This is a genomic window from Nocardia cyriacigeorgica NBRC 100375 (genome assembly GCF_000308555.1).
In the GTDB taxonomy this organism is placed as follows: Bacteria; Actinomycetota; Actinomycetes; order Mycobacteriales; family Mycobacteriaceae; genus Nocardia; species Nocardia cyriacigeorgica.
In genome coordinates this window covers 1-21,189 of record NZ_BAFY01000056.1, presented here as the reverse complement: position 1 = coordinate 21,189, position 21,189 = coordinate 1, and the positions used below count along the sequence as shown (strand labels likewise).

Genomic DNA, 21,189 nt, shown 5'->3' with positions numbered 1-21,189 from the left:
CCTGCGCCGATGCCCTCATCCGGCGGCCTCGGGCGGCTCGCCGGGCTGCTCGGCATGTTCGGCGGCGGCCGCGCGCTCGCGGCGAAGACCCGGAACCGCCGTCGCGACCAGGGCGAATACCAATCCGCCCGCCATCAGCAGCACCACCACGCGCCGGTCCATCAGCGAGGTGCCGACCGCACCGAAGGCCAGCACACCGACCCACAAATAGATGAGCAGCACCACACGCCGCTGCGAATGACCGATCTGGAGCAGCCGGTGATGCAGGTGCATCTTGTCCGGGGTGGAGAAGCTGACCCCGGCCCGCACCCGGCGCACGATGGCCAGCAGCAGGTCCAGCACCGGAATGAACATCACCGCGCCGACCAGCAGCAGCGGCGAGAGCAGACCGACGATGTCCCGCGGGCCGTAGCCCGTCAGCGGGATGCGCCCCGACGCGCTGGTCGACACCGCAGCCAGCACCAGCCCGATCAGCATCGAGCCGGAATCGCCCATGAAGATCCGGGCCGGCGAGAAATTGTGCGGCAGGAAGCCGAGGCACGCGCCGGCCAGCGCGGCGGCGAGCATCGCGGGCGGGTAGGTGTCGACCGAGCCGCCCTGTTCGGTGAGCAGCCCCACCGAGAACGCGAACACCGCGATCGAGGAGATCAGGCCGAGGCCCGCGGCCAGGCCGTCGAGACCGTCGACGAAGTTCATCGCGTTGATCAGCGTCACCGCGACCGCGACCGTCACCAGCGCGCTCTGCAGCCCGTCCAGCACCACGGTCTCGTTGTTGAACGGGTTGTAGATGACATACCAGCTCAGCCCCATCACCGCCATCACGCCCGCGGCGGTGACCTGACCGGCGAATTTGGTGAGCGCGTCCAGCCCCCAGCGGTCGTCGACGATGCCGACCGCGACGATGATCGTCGCCGCGACCAGCACCGCGGCGATATCGGGCCGGTAGTCGAAGCCGCGGCGCAGTGCGGGCAGCTGGTGGGCGAACAGCACGGCCGCCACCACACCCAGATACATGCCGACCCCACCCATCCGCGGGATCGGCTTGACGTGCACGTCGCGTTCGCGCGGCACCGCGACGGCGCCGAAACCGATGGCGAGTACCCGAATCCCGCCGGTGGCGAGAAAGGTCACCACGGTGGACACCAGCAGCACGAGCAGCAGCTCACGCAGCGGGACGACGGCACCGGAACTTCCCAATGCGTGCACCGCGATCACTCGCGATACCGCCCGCTCATCCGATCGGCCATTCGGTCACCGGGCAGCGGGCCCGGACAGCGCCTCGGGCGCCATTCCGAGCACCTCGGCGATATCGGCGACCGAGACCGCGCCCTCGCGCAGGATGCGCGGCTGATCGGCGGTCAGATCGACGATGGTCGAGGCGATCGCGTGCTCGGCGGGACCTCCGTCGAGGTACACCCCGACATGCTCGCCCAGCTGGGCGCGGGCTTCGGCGGCGGTGGTGGCGGGCGGCTGCCCGGAGACGTTGGCGCTCGACACCGCCAGCGGGCCGACGGCACGCAGCAAGTCCAGCGCGACCGGATGCAGCGGCATTCGCAGCATCACCGTGCCCCTGGTGTCGCCGAGGTCCCAGGCCAGCGAAGGTGCCTGCTGCACAACCAGACTCAGCCCGCCGGGCCAGAACGCCTGGATCAGGTCTCTGGCCTGCGGACGCACCGAGAACACCAGCCCGTCGATGGTGTGCCAGGAACCGACGAGCACCGGTACCGGCATATCGCGCCCGCGCCGCTTGGCGGCGAGCAGCTCGGCCACCGCCTGGCTGTCGAACGCGTCCGCGGCTATGCCGTAGAGCGTGTCGGTGGGCATGACGACGAGCCGCCCGGATTTCAGGGCGCTGGTCGCGGCGGACAGTCCGGCGGCGCGCGAGTCGGGATCCGCGCAGTCGTAGACGGTACTCACGGGACCCATCCTGTCACGCGGGCGTAGCGGCGCCGTCGGCCCCCGGGTGGAACGCGAATCCGCCACGCGCCACGGGCAAACCAGGACGCGACGCCGCGCGGCAAACCCCGGCTCGCGGGCACCGGGTTCAGCTGCGCACCGCTGCCACGAAGCGCGGCTTGCCCGCGAGATCGGGATGCTCGGCGATCTCGGTGAACGCACCGGTCTCGGCGAGCAGGGCCGCCAGCGCGGAGCCGTTGGAATCGTCGTGTTCGATGGCTGTGCCGCCGCCGGGGCGCAGCAGACGCGCGATGGTGGGTACCAGCCCGCGGATGACGTCCAGGCCGTCGACGCCGCCGAACAGCGCCCGGTGCGGGTCGTGGTCGGCGACCTCCGGGTCGAGTTCGGCGCCGACCGGGATGTAGGGCGGATTGGACACCACGATGTCTGCCCGGCCATTCAGCTGGGTGAGCAGCGCGGGGTCGGTGGCGTCGTCGGCGTAGAGGGTGATCGGGGTATCACCGGCCGCGATCCGCAGGTCGGCGTTGTGCCTGGCCCATTTCAGGGCGGCCGGATCGATCTCGACCGCGTGCACCTCGGCGTCGGGCCGGGCGTGCGCGATGGCCAGGGCCAGCGCACCCGAACCGGTACACAGGTCGACCACGATGGGCACGTGATCGTGACGCACGGCCTCCAGGTGAGCCAGCGCCCAGGCGAAAACCAGCTCGGTCTCCGGGCGCGGAATGAAGACCCCCGGGCCGACCTCGAGGTCGATCCGGCCCATGGCCGCGTGGCCGATCAAGTACTGCAACGGGATTCGCTGCGACCGCCGCTCGACCAGACCGCGCAGTTCGGCAAGCTGCTCGGGGGTGAGCAGCGGCGCGAGCAGCAGCCGTGATCGCGGCACACCGAGTACATGCGCGGCGAGCTGCTCGGCGTCGGCCCGCGGGCTCGCAACTCCCGCGGCCCGCAGTTTTTCAACGGCCTCGGCGAGCGCGGGCCGCAACGCTGTGCGGGTCATGACGTCGACTCTGCCCGATGACGGGCCATGGCGCGCACCCTTCGGTACGACCGGGCCACTTCCGTGGTCACGCGCGCTGCCTCCGGCACGGCGCCGGCCCGGTCATGCCGGGCGCGACACCCGCACATCACTCGGCGGCCATGCGGGCTTCGCGGTCGGCCTTGCCGAGTGCGTCCAGCAGGGCATCCATATCGCCGTCGAGCACCGCGTCGAGGTTGTGCGCCTTGAAGCCGATGCGGTGGTCGGCGATGCGGTTCTCCGGGAAGTTGTAGGTGCGGATGCGTTCGGAACGGTCCACGGTGCGGATCTGGCTGGCCCGGCCGGCCGCGGCTTCCTGTTCGGCCTGCTCCTCGGCCAGCGCTTGCAGCCGCGCGGCGAGCACCTGCATGGCTCGGGCCTTGTTCTGCAACTGGGAGCGCTCGTTCTGGCAGGTCACCACGATGCCGGAGGGCAGGTGGGTGATGCGGACGGCGGAGTCGGTGGTGTTGACGCCCTGACCGCCCTTACCCGAGGAGCGGTAGACGTCGATGCGCAGATCGGTCTCATCGATCTGGACCTGCTCGACTTCGTCGGGCTCGGGGTAGATGAGCACACCGGCCGCGGAGGTGTGCACCCGGCCCTGCGATTCGGTGACCGGTACCCGCTGCACCCGGTGCACCCCGCCCTCGAACTTGAACCGCGACCAGACGCCGTCGCGGGCGGCGTCGCGGCTCTTGATCGACAGCGTCGCTTCCTTGTACCCGCCCAGGTCGGAGTAGGTGGCGTCGAGTATCTCGACCTTCCAGCCGTGGCGTTCGGCGTAGCGCACGTACATCCGGGCCAGGTCGGCGGCGAACAGCGCGGACTCCTCGCCACCCTCACCGGACTTCACCTCGAGCACCACGTCGTCGCCGTCGTGCGGGTCGCGCGGGGCCAGCAGGTCGGTCAGGGCCTGCTCCAGCTCGCTGACCTGCTGTTCCAGCTCGGGTACCTCGGCGGCGAAGGCCGCGTCGTCGGCGGCGAGCTCGCGGGCGGCGGCCAGATCGTCGCGGGCCGCGCTCAGCTTGCGGTAGGTGGACATGACGGGCGCGAGTTCGGCGAACCGCTTACCGACGCGGCGGGCCGCGCCTGCGTCGTTGTGCAGCGCCGGATCGGCGAGCTGGGTCTCCAAGCCCGCGTACTCGGCCAGGATGTCGTCGATCGCGGACGGCTGGGTCACGGTCGGCTTCCTCTCGTGCGTGTTCGATATCGGTGGTCGGGCCGAGAAAACACCGACGCCCGGGCCTGCGTGGCAGGACCGGGCGTCGGCGAGGAAGCTACTTGGCGTCGGCCTTCTTCTCGGCGCGCTTGCCGTAGCGGGCCTCGAAGCGGGCCACGCGGCCGCCGGTGTCCAGGATCTTCTGCTTGCCGGTGTAGAACGGGTGGCACTGCGAGCAGACCTCGACGGTGATGTGACCGGATTCCTTGGTGGAACGGGTCTGGAACGTATTGCCGCAACCGCAGACGACGGTGGTGTCGACGTAGGTCGGGTGGATTCCTGCCTTCATGGGTGTCCTCTCGAAAATGGCGCCGGGTCGCTCGCGCGGATGGCATCGAACGTGAACCGGAGCCGACTAGGCGGGATTGTCCGCGAGCAGCGCGGACGCACGGCGATCCAGTATGCCAGATTCACCGACACGTCTATCGAACGCCCCCGCGGGCCTCGTTGTTCCCCGGCGAGTAATCCCCTTTCGCTATCGCCCCAGGAACTGGGGGGACGCGCCCCGGCCGCACTCGAGGAACCCTGAAGTCGGGTAGTCGGCTACTCAAGAGTACGAACAGCTCCGTTCATAGTGTTGGAATCCGATGCACGTCGGCGTGCCGAGACATGGAAAGGAGATCCTGTGAACAGCCGGATGAACAACCGTGTGGCCTTCGCGGTGCTGGTCGCACTGGTCGTGGCTGTCGCGGCGGGATGGTTCGCCGCGCCGGGTAGCACGGACTCCCCGTCGTCGGCGGGCCCGGATCTGCCCTCGGCATCGGGTTTCGCAACGGAAAACCCGGCCCCGGCCTACCCGGTGGACCAGCAACGACAGCACGTATCGGCATCCGACACCGCCCTGACGGCGGCCTCGCGGCGCACCACCTTCGACGGCGCCGCGCTGATTCTGGCCTTTCTGATCGCGGGGGCCGCCGCCATCGGCGCCGTGTTCTTCTCCCCCGCCCCGATCCGAGGGCCGCGTAGCTCGCGCGCGGCCCCGGAAACGGCTCGAGGGCTCCACCGAAGTGGAGCCCTCGAGGCCGTGCTCACCGCCGTGCGGCGGTCCGGTGCGTCACTCGTCGAGCGCGCCCGGTGCGGTCTTGGAGACCTGCATGAGGAACTCCAGGTTGTTCTTGCTCTTCTTCAGACGGTCGATGAGCAGGTCGATCGCCTGATGCGAATCCAGACCGGACAGTACGCGCCGCAGCTTGTGCAGCACCGCGGCCTCGTCTGGGCTCAGCAGTAGTTCGTCCTTGCGGGTACCGGACGGCGCGACATCGACCGCGGGGAACACCCGCCGCTCGGCGATCTTGCGGTCCAGCTTGAGTTCGGCGTTACCGGTGCCCTTGAACTCCTCGAAGATCACCGTGTCGCCGGTCGAGCCGGTCTCCACCATGGCGGTGGCGATGATCGTCAGCGAGCCGCCGTTCTCGATGTTGCGGGCCGCGCCGAGGAACCGCTTGGGCGGGTACAGCGCGGTGGAATCCACACCACCGGAAAGGATTCGGCCCGAGGCAGGCGAGGAGTTGTTGTAGGCGCGACCCAATCGGGTGATCGAGTCGAGCAGCACGACGACGTCCTTGCCCATCTCCACCAGACGCTTGGCCCGCTCGATCGCGAGCTCGGCGACCGAGGTGTGGTCGGCCGGCGGACGGTCGAAGGTGGAGGCGATGACCTCACCCTTGACCGAGCGCTGCATGTCGGTGACCTCTTCGGGCCGCTCGTCGACCAGCACCACCATCAGGTAGCACTCGGGGTTGTTGACCGCGATCGCGTTGGCGATGTCCTGCATGATCGTGGTCTTACCGGCCTTGGGCGGGGACACGATCAGCGCGCGCTGGCCCTTACCGATCGGCATGATCAGGTCGATCACCCGGGTGGTCAGCTTGTTGGGCTGGGTCTCCAGGCGCAGACGCTGGTTCGGGTAGAGCGGGGTGAGCTTGTTGAAATCGGGCCTGCGCTTGGCCGCCTCGACATCACCGCCGTTGACGGTGTCCAAACGGACCAGCGGATCGAACTTCTGCCGCTGATTCGACTGCTCACCGTCGCGCGGGGCGCGCACCGCACCGGTGATCGCGTCACCGCGGCGCAACCCGTTCTTGCGGACCAGGTTCATCGAGACGTACACGTCGTTGGGGCCGGCCAGGTAGCCGGAGGTGCGCACGAACGCGTAGTTGTCGAGCACGTCGAGGATGCCCGCGACCGGCTGCAGGACGTCGTCCTCGCGGATCTCGAGCTCGCGGGCCTCGCCGCCACCACCTTCACGGTCGCGGCTGCGCCTGCGCTCGCGGAATCGGCGTCCACGCCTGCCGCGGCCGCCTTCCTCGTCGTCGCCGCCACGGCTGTCGCCGCGGCCGCCGTCGCGTCCACCGGCGTTCTGACCTCGGTCACCGGACTGGCCCTGCTGCTGGCCACGGTCGCGACGACGTTCGCCGCCGTCGCCCTCGGGCTTGGCCTCGTCGGTGCGGGTTTCGGTGGCGGTGTCACCGCCGGCGTTGCCGCGAGCCTGATCGGCGTTACCGCGCGCCTGGTCGCGGCCGCGACGCTGCCTGCCACGGCCACGCTGGCCCTGCTCACGACCGGACTCGTCGGAGTTCTCGGCGGCGGGCGCTGCGCCCTCGGCGGCGTTGTCGGCGGAATTCTTCGTGGAAGTCTGCTCTTTGGCGCGCGCGTCCTTGGCGGCGTCACCGGCCGGAGCCTTGGTGGCCGTGGCGGGCTGCGCGTCCTGAGCGGGCGCGGTGTTCTGCGCGGCGGGTTCCTTCGCGGGCGCGACGTCGAGCGTCGGCTGCTCGGCGCGGGCCGCAGCCGCGTTCTTCGCCTCGGTCTTGGTGGCGGACTTGGCCGAAGCGCGCGCGGGCTTGTCCGCTGCCGCCGCCTTACCGGCCTGATTTTCCTTGATGGCGGCGATGAGATCGCCCTTGCGCATACCGGAGGTCCCTCGGATACCGAGCTCCCCCGCGAGTGCGCGCAACTGCGGCAACAACATTCCAGTCAGCCCCGATCGTGCGACGTCGGTGTGTTCGCTCATCTTCGAAATCTGTCCGGAGTCACTATCGCGGTCTCCCGAGGCCTGCGGGTTGGAATCCACCCCGGGTGTCGCGAGCAGGTCCGTATCTGTCACGGAGATCCTTTCCTTCCCTCGATGGGCCGTGTGCTGTGTCGAGGGTTCGTTCCGCAGTCCGGTCGCTGTGCCGGGCTCGGATGTGTAGCCGTATCGCCTGCTCCGTCGGAGTCGGAGGCTTCGCCACCGATCATGAAAAAGGTGGGAGAGATCATTCCAGTTGCGCAGCTCCGCAACACCCCCATGGCCTGGAGGCTCGAGCCTGGAGCCTGCTGGAGCGATTGCCCTGATGAAGCACCGGCGTCTGACGCGCACGATGTACGGACTTGCCCAGGATAGCTGGCAACTGTGAGGCTCGGCAAGGTGGACTCGCCGTCAGTGCACGCCGACGCCCTCGGCGAGTCCGGGCTCGACCACCCGCAGACCGTCGGCCACGGCCTGTTCGCGCAGCTCGGCGGGGAAATCCGCGGTGGTCAGCGCCAGGATCGTCGGGCCGGCACCGGAGACGGTCGCGGCGATTCCCGCGGCCCGCAACCGCGCGATCCAGGTGGTGGTCAGCGGTAGCGCCGGCGCACGCTGGGCCTGGTGCAGGCGGTCGGCGGTAGCGGGCATGAGCAGATCCGGGCGCTCGGTCAGCGCCACCACGGCCAGCGCGGCCCGGCTGACGTTGAACGCGGCGTCACCGTGCGGGACCACCTCGGGCAGCAGGCCGCGGGTGTGCGCGGTCGAGGAGCGATCCTCCGGGATCAGCACCACCGGCCGCAGCGCGGGATGCGGGGTCAACCGGACCGCACGGTAGGCGCGGTTGTGGTGCTCAACCGTGGCTCCGTCCAGGCCGGCGTCGGCGGGACGATCGGTTTCCGACCAGGACACCACGATGCCGCCGAGCACACTGGCCGCGGCGTTGTCGGGATGACCTTCGAATTCCGAGGCCAGCTGGACCAGCCGGTCGGTGTCGACGGTCAGCGCGGGATCGAACTTCGCGGCGAGCCCACAGCCCGCGGCCAGGCCCCCGACGACCGCCGAGGCCGATGAGCCGAGACCGCGCGAATGCGGAATCACGTTGCGGCACACCACATCGAGGCCGTCGGCCCACACGCCCGCCGATTCCAGACCACGTTCGATCGCACGGACCACCAGATGCGAAGGGCCCCAAGGCACGTCGTCGGCGCCCTCGCCCTCCACCCGGATGGTGAGGCCGGTGCTCGTGGTGCGGACCTCGATCTCGTCGTAGATGCCCAATGCCATACCGAGCGAATCGAATCCGGGACCGAGGTTGGCACTGGACGCGGGTACCCGCGCGGTCACCGACAATCCGGCGGGCAGCGTCCTGGTCATCACCTGGCTCTCGCGCGCGGACAACTCAGGCCAGCTCGAGTTCGGCGGCGACCGCGACCGGGTCGACCGGAATCGCCTGGACCTGCGGCATTCCCAGCAGTGCGGTATCCGGGTCCTTGAGACCGTTGCCGGTCACGGTGCACACCACGGTCAGCCCGGAGTCGAGCCAGCCCTCCTTGCGCGCCGCCAGCAGCCCCGCCACGCTCGCCGCGGACGCGGGCTCGACGAACACGCCCTCGGTCGCGGCGACCAGCCGGTAGGCCTCGAGGATCTCCTCGTCGGTGGCCGCACGGAAGGCACCACCGGACTGTTCCTTGGCCTCGACCGCGCTGTTCCACGACGCCGGGGCACCGATCCGGATAGCGGTGGCGATGGTTTCGGGATCCTTCACCGGAGCACCGTTGACCAGCGGGGCCGCACCGGCGGCCTGCACGCCGAGCATGCGCGGCAGCGAGCTGGTGACGCCGTCGGCCTGGTACTCGCGGTATCCGCGCCAGTACGCGGTGATGTTGCCGGCGTTGCCGACCGGGAGCACGTGCACATCCGGCGCTTTGCCCAGCACGTCGCAGATCTCGAACGAGGCGGTCTTCTGGCCTTCGATGCGCGCCGGGTTCACCGAGTTGACCAGCCCGACCTCGGGGAACTCCGAGGTCACCTTGCGGGCCAGCTCGAGGCAGTCGTCGAAGTTTCCCTGCACCTGGATGACCTTCGCGCCGAGCATGACGGCCTGGGCCAGCTTGCCCATCGCGATCTTGCCCTCGGGGATCAGCACCGCACAGCTCATGCCCGCCCGGGTGGCGTAGGCCGCCGCCGATGCCGAGGTGTTGCCCGTCGAGGCACACAGCACGGCCTTCTGACCGCGGTACTTGGCGTCGGTGATGGCCATGGTCATGCCACGGTCCTTGAACGAACCGGTCGGGTTCAGGCCCTCGACCTTGAGGTAGACCTCGCAACCGGTCAGCTCGGACAGATGCGTCGCCGGCACCAGCGGAGTACCGCCCTCGAACAGGGTGACCGGCTCCCAGTCGGCACCGACCGCGAGCCGCTCGCGGTAGGCCGTGATCAGACCCGGCCACCGGGAGTGCACTCCGGTCTGGTGGGCCACTCCCGCACCTGTTGGTGTCATTCTTCGGTGCCTTCCAATCTCAAAACGCTGGTCACAGAGGTGACGGACGGCAACTCCGCCAGCGCGGACACAGTATCCGCGAGCGCCGACTCCGTCGCATGGTGGGTGACGACGACCAGGCGCGCCCCCGCGCCATGGCCTTCCTGGCGCACGGTCGAGATGCTCACCCCGTGATCGGCGAACTCACCCGCGACCGCCTGCAGCACGCCGGCGCGGTCGGCGACCTGCAAGTTCACGTGGTAGCGGGTGGGGGTATCACCGATCGGCGCGATCGGCAGCTCAGCATAGACCGATTCACCGGGCGCGCGGCCACCGTAGAACTTGTTGCGCGCGGCCATCACCAGATCGCCGAGCACGGCCGAGGCGGTGGGAGCGCCACCGGCGCCCTGGCCGTAGAACATCAGGCGGCCGGCGTTCTCGGCCTCGACGACGACGGCGTTGAAGGCGCCGTTGACGGCGGCCAGCGGGTGTTCGCGCGGAATGAGCGCCGGGTAGACGCGCACCGAGACCCGCTCCTTGCCGCCCTCATCCGGCCCCGGTTCGCCGGGGCCGGCCGGGACGCGCTCGCAGATGGCGAGCAGCTTCACCGTGCAGCCGACCGCGGAGGCGGTCTCCAGGTCCTCGGAGGTGATCTTCGAGATGCCCTCGCGGTAGACGTCGGCGGCCGTGACCCGGGTGTGGAAGGCCAGCGAGGCCAGGATCGCGGCCTTGGCGGCGGCGTCGAAGCCCTCGACGTCGGCGGTCGGGTCGGCCTCGGCGTAACCGAGGCGGGTCGCCTCGGCGAGGGTGTCGTGGTAATCGGCGCCGGTCTCGTCCATCGCGGAGAGGATGAAGTTGGTGGTGCCGTTGACGATGCCGACCACCTTGTTCACCCGGTCACCGGACAGCGACTGGATCAGCGGGCGCACCACCGGGATGGCGCCGGCGACGGCGGCCTCGAAGTAGAGGTCGGCCCGGCTGCGTTCGGCGGCGGCGGCGAGTTCGCCGGTGTAATCGGCCAGCAGCGCCTTGTTCGCGGAGATCACCGACTTGCCTGCGTTCAGGGCGGCAAGGATCAGGCCGCGGGCCGGATCGATGCCACCCATGACCTCGACTACCAGATCGACATCGGGACGCGCGACGAGCGCTTCGGCGTCGGTGGTCAGCAGTTCGGCCGGAACCCCACGATCGCGCTCCAGGTTGCGCACGGCGATACCGCGCAGCACGACCGGAGCACCGACCCGCGATCGCAGATCATCGGCGTGGTCCCGGAGAATGCGCACGACCTCGGTGCCGACGTTGCCCATGCCGAGCACCGCCACCCCGATCGGCCGCTCATTTCCCCAGGTGCCGTTCTTCGCGGGCACAGCCGCATTCGCCTCGGTCATGTTGGTTCCACCTCGCTCATCACGTCGTACATCAGACCTCGAGTCCGATCAGGTCCGCGACGGTCTCGCGGCGCAGCAGCAGTCGCGCCTGTCCGTCGCGGACGGCGACCACGGCGGGCCGGGTCAGCATGTTGTACCGGCTCGACATCGAGTAGCAGTACGCGCCGGTCGCGGCCACCGCGACCAGATCACCCGGGCCGGCGTCGGCCTGCATCCAGGTGTCCCTGATGACGATATCCCCACTCTCGCAATGCTTTCCGACGACACGAGCGACAACGGGCGCGGCATCGGAGGCACGCGAGACCAGGCGGCAGTCGTAGTCGGCCTGATACAGCGCGGGGCGGATGTTGTCGCTCATCCCGCCGTCCACGCTGACGTAGCGGCGGCGCAGACCACCGTCGAGCGAGACGTCCTTGACGGTGCCGACCTCGTAGAGGGTGACCGTGCCGGGACCGGCGATCGCCCGCCCGGGCTCCACCGCGATGACCGGCTCGGGCAGCCCGGCCCGTTCGGCCTCCTGGGCGACGAGTCTGCGCAGGTTGGCGGCGAACTCGTCCAGCGGCGGCGGATCGTCGGACTCGAGGTAGGAAATCCCCAGTCCGCCACCGAGATCCAGAATCGCGATCTGCGCCGTGCGCTCGACGCCGAACTTGTCGATCGCATCACGCAACAGGCCGAGCATGCGGCGCGCGGCGATCTCGAAACCGTCGATCTCGAAGATCTGCGAACCGATATGGCTGTGCAGGCCGACCAGGCGCAGATTGTCGGCTTCGAAGACCCGGGCCAGCGCCTGCATGGCGTCGCCGCCGGCGATGGAGAAGCCGAACTTCTGGTCCTCATGCGCGGTCGAAATGTATTCGTGGGTATGGGCTTCCACGCCGACGGTGACGCGCACCAGCACGTCCTGCACGACACCGGCGCGGCCGGCCACCGCCTCGAGCCGTTCGATCTCGATCAGCGAGTCGACCACCACGTGCCCGACCCCGGCCGCGACCGCGGCCTCCAACTCGGCGACGGATTTGTTGTTGCCGTGCAAGGCGATTCGCTCGGCCGGGAAGCCGCCGTTGAGCGCGACCGCGAGCTCGCCGCCGGAACACACGTCCAGCGACAGGCCCTCGTCGCGGATCCAGCGCGCGACCTCACCGCACAGGAACGCCTTGGAGGCGTAGTGCACCTTGGCGTTCGGGCCGAACGCGCGCACCATGTCACGGCAGCGGGAACGGAAATCGTCCTCGTCGATGACGAACAGCGGCGTGCCGAATTCGGCGGCCAGTTCGGTAACCGGGATGCCTGCCAGCCGGACCACACCGTCCTCGCCACGGGTGGCGTTGCGCGGCCACACGTGCGCGGGCAGTTCGATGAGCTGTTTCGGATCGGACGGGCGCTGCGGCAGATTCGGGGCGTGCGGGATTTCGGCGTGCCGGGGTCCGGCAGGATGGGCGCTCACTTGTTCTCCTCCGTTGCCGGTGCGGCCTGGTACAGGGTGTTCACATGCGCTCCGGTGCGGAGACGCCGAGCAGCGCGAGGCCGTTGGCCAGCACCTGCTTGGTGGCGTTCACCAGCGCGAGGCGGGCGACGTTGGTCGGCGAGACGGGCTCGTCGCCCAGCGGCAGCACGCGCAGGGATTTGTTGGTCTGGAAGGGGTGGTAGGCCCCGGCCAGTTCCTCGAGGTAGCGGGCGACCCGGTGCGGCTCGCGCAGGCTCGCGGCGGCGGCGACGACCCGGGGGAACTCGCCGATGGTGCGGATGAGCGCACCCTCCTCCTCGGCGGTGAGCAGCGAGAAATCGGGCTCGACGGTGCCGTACTCGGGGAATTCGGCGGCATTGCGGCCGATCGAGGCGGCGCGGGCGTGCGCGTACTGCACGTAGTAGACCGGGTTGACGCTGTCCTGTTTGGTCCACAGATCCAGGTCGATGTCCAGGCTGGAATTCACCGAGCTGCGCACCAGCGAGTAACGCGCCGCGTCCACGCCGATGGCCTCGACCAGGTCGTCGAGGGTGACGACGGTGCCGGCGCGCTTGCTCATCCGCACCGCGACGCCGTCGCGCAGCAGGTTGACCATCTGGCCGATGAGCACCTCGACTGTGGCCGGATCGTCGCCGAACGCGGCCGCGGCGGCCTTCAACCGGCCGATGTAGCCGTGATGGTCGGCGCCGAGCATGTAGATGCACAGGTCGAAGCCGCGGGCACGCTTGTTCTGGAAGTAGGCGATGTCACCGGCGATGTAGGCGGCGTTGCCGTCGCTCTTGATCACCACGCGGTCCTGGTCGTCGCCGTATTCGGAGCTGGCGATCCACCAGGCGCCGTCCTTTTCGTAGAGGTCGCCGGAGTTCTTGAGGGTGTTCACCGCCTCCTCCACCGCGCCGGAGGCGAACAGCGAGCTTTCGTTGAAGTACACATCGAAGTCGGTGCCGAAATCGTGCAGCGTCTTCTTGATGTGGGCGAACATCAGCTCCACACCCTCGGCGCGGAACCGTTCCAGCCGCAGTTCGGGCTCGATCTCGAGCACACCGGGGTGCTCGGCGACGATCTTGTCCGCGATCTCCTTGATATAGGCGCCCGCGTACCCCTTCTCCGGGGTCGGGGCGCCGGTAGCGGCCGCGACCAGCGATTCGGCGAAGCGATCGATCTGCGCGCCGTGATCGTTGAAGTAGTACTCGCGCACCACCTCGGCGCCCTGAGCGGCCAGGATGCGGCCGAGCGCGTCACCGACGGCGGCCCAGCGGGTGCCACCCAGATGTACCGGACCGGTGGGGTTGGCCGAGACGAACTCGAGGTTGATCTTGGTGCCCGCGAGGGTGTCGGCGGTGCCGTAGGCCGCGCCCGCCTTGCGGACCTGCTCGAGGATCGCGCCCTGCGCCGAGGCGGCGAGACGGATGTTCAGGAATCCGGGGCCCGCGACCTCGGCCGCGGCGACGGCGTCGGTGGCGTCGAGCGCTTCGGCCAGCCAGGTGGCCAGGTCGCGCGGATTGGTTCCGGCCTTCTTGGCGACACGCATGGCCAGATTCGTGGCATAGTCGCCGTGTTCCGGATTACGGGGACGCTCCACGGTGACCTCGTCGGGCAGGACCGCCGGGTCCAGTCCACGTTCGACAAGCACCTTCGCCGCGGTCGCGTGAAGGAGATCTGCAAGGTCAGCTGGAGTCACGAGTCTCTATCCTATGGTCTGGGCAGGTGTGCACCACGAGTGGGCACCAGGTGTTCGTCCTCACGCGGGCACCGCGCACACGACCGTCCACCACGTCGAAAGAGCACGATCAGCGATGCCGAGCAAGACCAGCGCCACGTCGGCCAAGGCCGTGAAGGCCGCGGGAAAGGCGGCACCCGGCCGGAAAAAGGGCAGCGGCAAGGGTAAAGCGACACGTCAGCGCCAGATTCCCTGGCTGGCCATCGGAGCAGCCGCCGTGATCATCGCGTTGATCGGCGCCCTGGCCTACAACCTGGTACCGAAGTACCAGGAGGCGGCGGAACTGGAGAAGTTCACCCCGAGCGAGGACAACCAGGACCCGTCGCTCGCCATCGACGGCGTGGTGAAGAAGGAATACCCGGCCGGTCTGCACATCCAGCCGAACCAGCGGGTGGCCTACGACCAGAGCCCGCCCTTCGGCGGGCCCCACGACAGCTCCTGGGCCACCTGCACCGGCATCGTCTACGACAAGCCGATCCGGGTGGAGAACGCGGTGCACTCGCTCGAACACGGCGCGGTGTGGATCACCTACAACCCGGACAAGGTCGACGCCGCGGGCATCGAGACGCTGGCGAGCAAGGTCAAGGGCGAGCAGTACACCATGATGTCGCCCTACCCCGGCCAGGACTCGGCCGTCGCGCTGCAATCGTGGGGACATCAGCTCAAGCTCGACAGCGCCGACGACAAGCGCGTCGGCCAGTTCATCACCGCGCTGCGGCTGAACTCCTACGCCTACCCCGAGATCGGCGCGGACTGCTCGACGATCGTCTTCGACACCGAGAACCCGCCGCCGTTCGACCCCACTCCCCCCGGCCCCGACGCGGTGCCGATGGACGGTGGCGGCATCACGCCCGATCCGACCGAACTCGGCGGCATGCCGGGTGGGGTTCCCGGTGTCCCCGGCGTTCCCGGCATCCCCGGTCTGCCGGGCGGCCTGCCCGGTGCGCCGGGCGGTGCGCCGGTGCCGGGTGGCGCGCCGGTTCCGCCCGCTCCGCAGGGCGCGCAGCCGGGCGCGGGTCAGTAGATGGGATCGACGGACCTGCCGAAGGTGTCCGAGGAGCCCGGCCCCGAGTCTTCCTCCGGCTCGGCGGCCCAACGGGTGGCCGCAACCGCTGCCATCGGCCGATCGGACGTCGCCCCCGGCGCCGATCCGGAGACCGGCGACGAACCGGCCGATGCCGACATGAGCTTCTCCGGGCAGGTACGCAGGCAACGCACCGCCCTGCTGGTGATCGGCGTCATCGGGGCGATGGTGCTCGGCTTCGCCATCGGGGTGCTGGCCCGGCAGCCGCTGGACCGGGATTCCGGGCCGACACCCAGCGCCGTGGACATCGGATTCAGCCAGGACATGTCGGCTCATCACGCGCAGGCGGTCGAAATGGCCGGGGTAGCGCTGATCCGGTCCGCCGATCAGGACGTGCGCCGGCTGGCCTACGACATCCTCACCACCCAGCAGAGCCAGGTCGGGCGGATGCAGGGCTGGTTGCAGCTGTGGGACGAGCCCGCCCGTGCGGTCGACGGCTACATGGGCTGGATGACCGAGCACGGCGACGGCCACGACCACAGCGGGGCGGTCTCGGCGCACGCCACCGAGGGACCGGTGCGCGAGATGCCGGGGATGGCGAGCCCCGAGGAGCTGTCGGCGCTGCGCCGGGCCGAAGGCACCGAGCTGGATGTGCTGTTCCTGCAACTGATGCTGCGCCACCACCAGGGCGGGCTGCCGATGATCCAGTACGCCGCCACCTACGCCGAAACCGCGGCCGTGCGGACCCTCGCGAGCAATATGGACCAGACCCAGCAGGGCGAGTCCCAGCTCATGACCGGCATGCTCACCGCCCGAGGTGCCGCTCCCCTGCCACTGAACTGAACCGTTTTTGGCACACGGCGGACGGATGCGATACGCTTTGCCCGCCCGATCGGACGGCCTACCCGCCCCGACCGGCCCGATCCCCGCCCTCGTAGCTCAGGGGATAGAGCGTCTGCCTCCGGAGCAGAAGGCCGCAGGTTCGATTCCTGCCGAGGGCACTGAGCGAGTAAGGCCCCCGACCAGCACACCGCAGGTCGGGGGCCTTACTCGTTGTCGTATTCGGGGGCGGCATCGCATTTGTCGGAGGCCGCGAATACCCTTGCGTGCAGGGGAGGTCGGCGTTTCCCAGAGCTGGCGGGGCCGCCACCGATCCGTCCCTAGGCTCATCGAGCCGGACACGGACAGCGGGTACCAGGTGTCGTACTGTTCCACGAGACACCCGGGGGATACGGAGGACGAACCCACATGACTTACCCACCAGCAGGACAGCCGCCGCATGGGCAGCAGCCGCCGTACGGCCAGCAGCCGCCCTACGGTCAGCAGCCGTACGGGCAGCAGCCGCCGCCGTATGGACAGCAGCCGCAGTACGGGCCGCAGCCGGGCCAGTATCCGCCCCAGGGCGGGTTCCAGCAGCCCGGCGGGTACCCGCCGCAGCAGCCGCCGAAGAAGAAGACCGGCCTGATCGTCGGCCTCGTGGTGCTGGCACTGGTGGTGGTCGGCGGTATCACCACCGGCATCGTGCTCACTATGCAGGGCAAGACGCCGCTGGCCTCGGATGAGAAGCAGATCGAGAATTCGATCCGCGAGTTCTACGACACCATGGAGAACGAAGGCATCATCGCCGCGGCCGAGCTGTCGTGCGCGGCCGACCGGGCCGAGTTCGACAAGGCCTCGCAGAGCGAGAAGGACATGATGGACAAGGCGTCCTTCTCGATCGATATCGACAAGGTCGACAACGTCGTCATCACCGGCGACAAGGCCACCGCGAAGGTCACCGGCACGTTCAGCATTTCCATGCCGGGTGAAGACAGCACCGAGCCGGAGAACACCTCGGACGAGACGCTTGCCAAGGAAGACGGCAAGTGGAAGATCTGCTCGGACTCCGACGACAACAACTGATCCGCTGGCGCCGGTGAGCTGCTGCGGACCCTCGCGCCGAAGTTTCCTCGGCGCCATCGGCCTGGCCGCACTGTTACCCGCTCTGGGCGCGGTGCGGCCGGGTCCGGTTCTGGCCCAGTCGAATCCGATTGTCGCGGGCGATCTGGAGCTCGTCACCGTCACCGACCGGTCGGCCGTGCTCACCTGGACAACGCGCGCATTGGATGCCGGTGGGCGACTGCTGCCGGTGCCGACCGACGGTGAAGTGCGGCTGATTCCCGCCGACAGCCCACGTGCACCGGTCCAGGTCTGGGCCTCGGATACGCGAACACCGTTTCACTACGCGCAGCTCGAAGGGCTGGAGCCGGGGCGGCGCTACCGTTTCGAAGCCTGGTCACAAGGGGTGCGGGCGGCGCCTGCGGTCTCGCTCACCACGCACCTGCCCGGTAGCCCCGAACTGCTGGGCGAGTTCACCACGCTGGTCCCGCCGCCCGGCCGGCTGCTGCGCACGGTGGCGCTGGCCAACGACGTGCATTTCGGCGAGGAGGTCAGCGGACTCGTCATCGGGAATCTGCCGCCCGGCTTCCGCCAGGAACCCGGATTGCCGCCGTACCCGGAAGTGATGCTCGCGGCTTTGCTCGACGATCTGCGCCGCCCGGATCGCGATGCCGCGATCGTGCTCCTGGCCGGAGATCTCACCAGCGAGGCCACCCCAGCCGAGACCCGTGGGGTGCGCGCCCAGCTCGACGCCTGGGGCACAGCAGGCACCGACTACCTGGCCGTACGCGGCAACCACGACCGCCCGCACACCGGTGCCGACTACCGCGACTGCCCCGCGGTGCCCGGAAACGACTCCCATTTCGATTGCTGGGCAGACGCATTCGGACCACGCCAGCAGCCGGTGGAGCATGATCTGGGCGGGCTGCGGCTGATCGGCCTCGACACCAGTGAGCTCGACGGCTCCGGCGGCACGATCGAAGCGCCGCAGCTCGAGCGGATCCGCGAGCTCCTGCACGCGGAGCCCGAGCGTCCCACCCTGGTCTTCGGCCATCATCCGGTCACCATCGAATCGGGCCTGACCAACACCGCGGGCCCCGGTTTCGTGCTCAACCGTCGCGACAGCGCACAACTGCAAGCGATGTACGAGCGCGCGCCCGGGGTGTTCCTGCACCACAGCGGCCATACCCATCGCAATCGGCGCACCCGTCCCAACGCGGCCTGCGCGGTCGAGTTCCTCGAGGTAGCGGCGGTGAAGGAGTATCCCGGCGGCTACAGCCTGCTGCGGATCTACGAGGGCGGGTACATGCTGAACTTCTACAAGACCCGCTCCGAGCACGCGCGCCGCTGGAGCACACTGACCCGCGGCGAGTACTTCGGCCTGTTCCCCGACTACACCCTCGGCACGTTCGCCGACCGCAATCATGTTGTGCCACGGGATTTCTCGGGCCTGTACTGAGACCACCCGGTACCTCGCCCGGCAGTGACGGAACCGGGCGAGGCACCGCGGCGGCGCACCCGAGACTGGAGCGAGCGGCGGGAATCGAACCCGCGTGAACGGCTTTGCAGACCGTTGCCTGAACCACTCAGCCACGCCCGCCTCGTCTCTGAATACTGCCGGGTCCGCCGCCGCGCGCCCAGGGTTGCGATCACCGTGATCGCAAGGCGCGCCTCGCGGCGCGACGGCCCCGCGCTGGGCACATGGAATGATCGGGATCATGTCCAGGTCACGTCCGCTACCGCTCGACCCGATCCAGGAGGCCCACCGGCAATGGGTCGGCCACGGCTGGGGCTCGGTGGCCGACGGAATGGCGGCGGTGACGTCGCTGGTCAGGGCCCAGCAGATCGTGATGTCGCGGGTGGACGAGGCCTTGAAGCCCACCGGGCTGACCTTCTCCCGATACGAACTGCTCATGCTGCTGAGTTTCAGCAAGACCGGGGCACTGCCGATGGCCAAGGCCAGTGCCAGGTTGCAGGTTCATCCGACCAGCGTCACCAATACCGTCGACCGGCTGGAGGCAGCCGGATTGGTGGTGCGGGTACCGCATCCGAGCGACCGTCGCGCCACCCTGATCGAAATCACGGATGCGGGAAGGGAAGTGGTCGCCAAGGCCACCGAACGACTCAACGCGGAGGTCTTCGCGCAGCCGGGACTCGCACCCGACCGGCTACGCACGCTGTTGCAGATCCTCGCGGAATTCCGGCACACCGCGGGCGACTTCGACACCGGCGAGGAGCCGGCCCGCTGGAGCGCCACCGATTCGTGAACCGCACAACGACAAACCGCGCGAAACGCCCAAGTAGCACAAACGACGAAAACCGTACCGTCCATTACTCCTCCGAGACATCCGCTGGGTAACGTTCCGGCATCCAAGTAGCGAATTTCGCGCCCGTTCGCCTTGGCAAGGCCGCGCCGGTGGTCCACCATGGACCCCATGGTGCTGGTCCTCGGGGTGTCGGCGGGTGCCTGTGGTGCGCGCGCAGTGCTCACCCACTCCGACCAACCCCATCTGGATCCCATCGACCGATGCCAGGTGCCACGCCGGGCCGGTGCGGGGATCGAAGAGGCCGTGTTCGAGGCGATCCGCAGGATGCGGGTCGCCGCCGCGCGGCGCGACGAGCTGATCACCCGGATCGCGGTGACCTGCCGCTGTTCATTGCATGCCGACAGCATCCGGGCCGCCGCCGGCGGTCACGAACTCACCGTCGTGGACGAGCCGCTGGCCCAGCTGCGCTACCTGCGCTTCACCGGCGCCCTGCCCGATACCGGCACCGTCATCCTGTACGACCTGGGCAGCTCCGGGCTCACCATCACCCATATCGACTGTCGCACCGACGCCGTGCTGGCCTCGCGGCGCAGCACGGTGCTCGGCGGCGACGGCTACGACGCCCTGCTGCGCTGGCAGCTGGCCCGCGGCGGCGTGCTCACCGACAAACCCACCATCCGCAAACACCGCGAGGCACTCAGCAGTGAACGGGTGGTCACCGCGATGGACCCCGGCACCGACGAACGGGCGGTGGTCACCCGCAGTGATCTCGCCGAGCTGTGCGCGGCCGGAATCCATCATTCGGCCTCGTTCGTCCGTCAGCTCACGGAGGAGACCGGGGTGCGCCCGGACGCGATGGTGCTACTCGGCGGTTGTACCCGCAACCCGACCATCCGGGCCGAGCTCGAGCGGCTGGTCGGGATGCCTATCGTGTACGACCCCGAGCCCGAATACGTCTCGGCGCGCGGGGCGGTGCTGCTGGCGGCCGAACGGCGCGCCGCCGAGATCAAGATGCCGCGCCTGCGTCACCGCGGACTGTCGGCGAGTCTGGCCGGTGGCGGTCCGGTCGGGCGCCGCAAACTCGTCGCGGCGCTCGCGGTGACCGCCGGGCTCGGGGCCACCATCGCGGGGCTGCTCACCGTCAACGGCGAATCGGCGCGGCACCCCGAGGGGGGCACCGCGCCGACGCCGATGGAGATCGCCGGAATCCCGTCCGGCTCCGAACGCTGACCGACAGCGCCGATCAGCGGTTGGTGAACTTCGCCTGCCGCTTCTCCACGAAGGCGGCCATGCCTTCCTTCTGGTCCTCGATCGCGAACAGCGAGTGGAACACCCGGCGCTCGAACCGCAGGCCCTCGGCCAGGGTGGTCTCGAAGGAGCGGTTGACCGCTTCCTTGGCGATCATGGCCACCGGCAGCGACATGGCGGCAATGGTGTCGGCCACCTCGAGCGCGGTGTCGAGCAGCTCGGCGGCCGGCACGATCCGGGAGACCAGGCCGGCGCGTTCGGCCTCCTCGACGTCCATATTGCGTCCGGTGAGCACCAGGTCCATGGCCTTGGCCTTGCCGATGGCGCGGGTCAGCCGCTGCGAACCGCCGATACCAGGGATGACACCGAGCTTGATCTCGGGCTGACCGAACTTGGCCGTGTCGGCCGCGATCAGGATGTCGCAGATCATCGCCAGCTCACAGCCGCCGCCGAGCGCGTATCCGGCGACGGCGGCGATGGTGGGCTTGCGGAAGTCGGCCAGGCGGTCCCAGCGGGCGAAGAAGTCGTTCATGAACATGTCCATGTACGACTTGGG

The 21,189-nt window shown here is 69.2% G+C and carries 18 protein-coding genes and 2 tRNA genes; 7 read left to right on the top strand and 13 right to left on the bottom strand.

What is annotated here, in order from left to right:
- Positions 1-15: 15 nt before the first annotated feature.
- From RJ05_RS05460 to argS, 11 genes are all read right to left on the bottom strand, one after another.
- Positions 16-1,215 (bottom strand): MraY family glycosyltransferase, encoded by a 1,200-nt coding sequence (locus RJ05_RS05460; protein ID WP_036533796.1) that lies wholly within the window; start codon positions 1,213-1,215, stop codon positions 16-18.
- Positions 1,216-1,251: 36 nt separating this feature from the next.
- Positions 1,252-1,917 (bottom strand): L-threonylcarbamoyladenylate synthase, encoded by a 666-nt coding sequence (locus RJ05_RS05455; protein ID WP_036533832.1) that lies wholly within the window; start codon positions 1,915-1,917, stop codon positions 1,252-1,254.
- Positions 1,918-2,044: 127 nt separating this feature from the next.
- Entirely contained in the window at positions 2,045-2,917 is an 873-nt protein-coding gene (gene prmC, locus RJ05_RS05450; protein ID WP_036533794.1) for a peptide chain release factor N(5)-glutamine methyltransferase, read from the bottom strand.
- A 127-nt stretch (positions 2,918-3,044) separates the two neighbouring features.
- Positions 3,045-4,115, bottom strand: a complete 1,071-nt coding sequence (gene prfA, locus RJ05_RS05445) for a peptide chain release factor 1 (RefSeq protein ID WP_014349401.1) — start codon at positions 4,113-4,115, stop codon at positions 3,045-3,047.
- Positions 4,116-4,212: 97 nt separating this feature from the next.
- Entirely contained in the window at positions 4,213-4,443 is a 231-nt protein-coding gene (gene rpmE / locus RJ05_RS05440) for a 50S ribosomal protein L31 (RefSeq protein WP_036533791.1), read from the bottom strand.
- 765 nt (positions 4,444-5,208) lie between these two features.
- Entirely contained in the window at positions 5,209-7,257 is a 2,049-nt protein-coding gene (gene rho / locus RJ05_RS05435) for a transcription termination factor Rho (RefSeq protein WP_036533789.1), read from the bottom strand.
- A 315-nt stretch (positions 7,258-7,572) separates the two neighbouring features.
- Complete coding sequence (gene thrB / locus RJ05_RS05430; RefSeq protein WP_036533829.1) at positions 7,573-8,535, bottom strand: homoserine kinase; 963 nt, start codon at positions 8,533-8,535, stop codon at positions 7,573-7,575.
- A 25-nt stretch (positions 8,536-8,560) separates the two neighbouring features.
- The gene (thrC, locus tag RJ05_RS05425; protein ID WP_051016272.1) at positions 8,561-9,661 is read right to left on the bottom strand and encodes a threonine synthase; all 1,101 of its coding nucleotides are present in this window, start codon (positions 9,659-9,661) and stop codon (positions 8,561-8,563) included.
- Positions 9,658-11,028, bottom strand: a complete 1,371-nt coding sequence (locus RJ05_RS05420) for a homoserine dehydrogenase (protein WP_051016271.1) — start codon at positions 11,026-11,028, stop codon at positions 9,658-9,660. Before RJ05_RS05420 ends, thrC begins: the two co-directional genes overlap by 4 nt.
- Positions 11,029-11,059: 31 nt before the next feature.
- Positions 11,060-12,475 carry a diaminopimelate decarboxylase gene (gene lysA, locus RJ05_RS05415; RefSeq protein WP_036533787.1) on the bottom strand — a complete coding sequence of 472 codons (1,416 nt, stop codon included), beginning with the start codon at positions 12,473-12,475 and terminating at the stop codon, positions 11,060-11,062.
- A gap of 40 nt (positions 12,476-12,515) precedes the next feature.
- Positions 12,516-14,177 carry an arginine--tRNA ligase gene (gene argS, locus RJ05_RS05410; RefSeq protein ID WP_036533785.1) on the bottom strand — a complete coding sequence of 554 codons (1,662 nt, stop codon included), beginning with the start codon at positions 14,175-14,177 and terminating at the stop codon, positions 12,516-12,518.
- Between the two features lie 115 nt (positions 14,178-14,292).
- Between argS and RJ05_RS05405 the strand changes: the two genes are divergently transcribed.
- The 5 genes from RJ05_RS05405 (at position 14,293) to RJ05_RS05385 (ending at position 18,577) form a co-directional block, all read left to right on the top strand.
- Entirely contained in the window at positions 14,293-15,240 is a 948-nt protein-coding gene (locus RJ05_RS05405) for a thioredoxin-like domain-containing protein (RefSeq protein WP_036533782.1), read from the top strand.
- A 159-nt stretch (positions 15,241-15,399) separates the two neighbouring features.
- On the top strand, positions 15,400-16,083 hold the full coding sequence (locus tag RJ05_RS05400; protein WP_036533821.1) for a DUF305 domain-containing protein: 684 nt from the start codon (positions 15,400-15,402) through the stop codon (positions 16,081-16,083).
- Positions 16,084-16,168: 85 nt separating this feature from the next.
- Positions 16,169-16,241, top strand: a tRNA-Arg gene (locus RJ05_RS05395).
- 247 nt (positions 16,242-16,488) lie between these two features.
- Complete coding sequence (locus RJ05_RS05390; RefSeq protein ID WP_036533780.1) at positions 16,489-17,142, top strand: Rv0361 family membrane protein; 654 nt, start codon at positions 16,489-16,491, stop codon at positions 17,140-17,142.
- Positions 17,143-17,155: 13 nt separating this feature from the next.
- Complete coding sequence (locus tag RJ05_RS05385) at positions 17,156-18,577, top strand: metallophosphoesterase (RefSeq protein ID WP_036533778.1); 1,422 nt, start codon at positions 17,156-17,158, stop codon at positions 18,575-18,577.
- A gap of 66 nt (positions 18,578-18,643) precedes the next feature.
- On the opposite strand, the gene RJ05_RS05380 is transcribed toward RJ05_RS05385, so the two are convergent.
- Positions 18,644-18,718 (bottom strand) — tRNA-Cys (locus RJ05_RS05380).
- Between the two features lie 118 nt (positions 18,719-18,836).
- On the opposite strand from RJ05_RS05380, the gene RJ05_RS05375 reads away from it, so the two are divergent.
- Both RJ05_RS05375 and RJ05_RS05370 read left to right on the top strand, forming a co-directional pair.
- Positions 18,837-19,385 carry a MarR family winged helix-turn-helix transcriptional regulator gene (locus tag RJ05_RS05375; protein WP_228798643.1) on the top strand — a complete coding sequence of 183 codons (549 nt, stop codon included), beginning with the start codon at positions 18,837-18,839 and terminating at the stop codon, positions 19,383-19,385.
- 168 nt (positions 19,386-19,553) lie between these two features.
- On the top strand, positions 19,554-20,615 hold the full coding sequence (locus tag RJ05_RS05370; protein WP_036533773.1) for an Hsp70 family protein: 1,062 nt from the start codon (positions 19,554-19,556) through the stop codon (positions 20,613-20,615).
- A gap of 13 nt (positions 20,616-20,628) precedes the next feature.
- On the opposite strand, the gene RJ05_RS05365 is transcribed toward RJ05_RS05370, so the two are convergent.
- The coding region (locus tag RJ05_RS05365) for an enoyl-CoA hydratase-related protein (RefSeq protein WP_036533771.1) at positions 20,629-21,189 on the bottom strand (561 nt) is incomplete at its 5' end.

Bases quoted from the DNA above. Each gene is read 5' to 3' on its own strand.
- RJ05_RS05390 (WP_036533780.1), top strand. From the start codon at position 16,489: ATGACTTACCCACCAGCAGGACAGCCGCCGCATGGGCAGCAGCCGCCG.
- RJ05_RS05375 (WP_228798643.1), top strand. From the start codon at position 18,837: ATGTCCAGGTCACGTCCGCTACCGCTCGACCCGATCCAGGAGGCCCAC.
- RJ05_RS05370 (WP_036533773.1), top strand. From the start codon at position 19,554: ATGGTGCTGGTCCTCGGGGTGTCGGCGGGTGCCTGTGGTGCGCGCGCA.
- RJ05_RS05405 (WP_036533782.1), top strand. From the start codon at position 14,293: ATGCCGAGCAAGACCAGCGCCACGTCGGCCAAGGCCGTGAAGGCCGCG.
- prmC (WP_036533794.1), bottom strand. From the start codon at position 2,917: ATGACCCGCACAGCGTTGCGGCCCGCGCTCGCCGAGGCCGTTGAAAAA.
- RJ05_RS05400 (WP_036533821.1), top strand. From the start codon at position 15,400: ATGAGCTTCTCCGGGCAGGTACGCAGGCAACGCACCGCCCTGCTGGTG.
- thrB (WP_036533829.1), bottom strand. From the start codon at position 8,535: ATGACCAGGACGCTGCCCGCCGGATTGTCGGTGACCGCGCGGGTACCC.
- RJ05_RS05420 (WP_051016271.1), bottom strand. From the start codon at position 11,028: ATGACCGAGGCGAATGCGGCTGTGCCCGCGAAGAACGGCACCTGGGGA.
- rpmE (WP_036533791.1), bottom strand. From the start codon at position 4,443: ATGAAGGCAGGAATCCACCCGACCTACGTCGACACCACCGTCGTCTGC.
- thrC (WP_051016272.1), bottom strand. From the start codon at position 9,661: ATGACACCAACAGGTGCGGGAGTGGCCCACCAGACCGGAGTGCACTCC.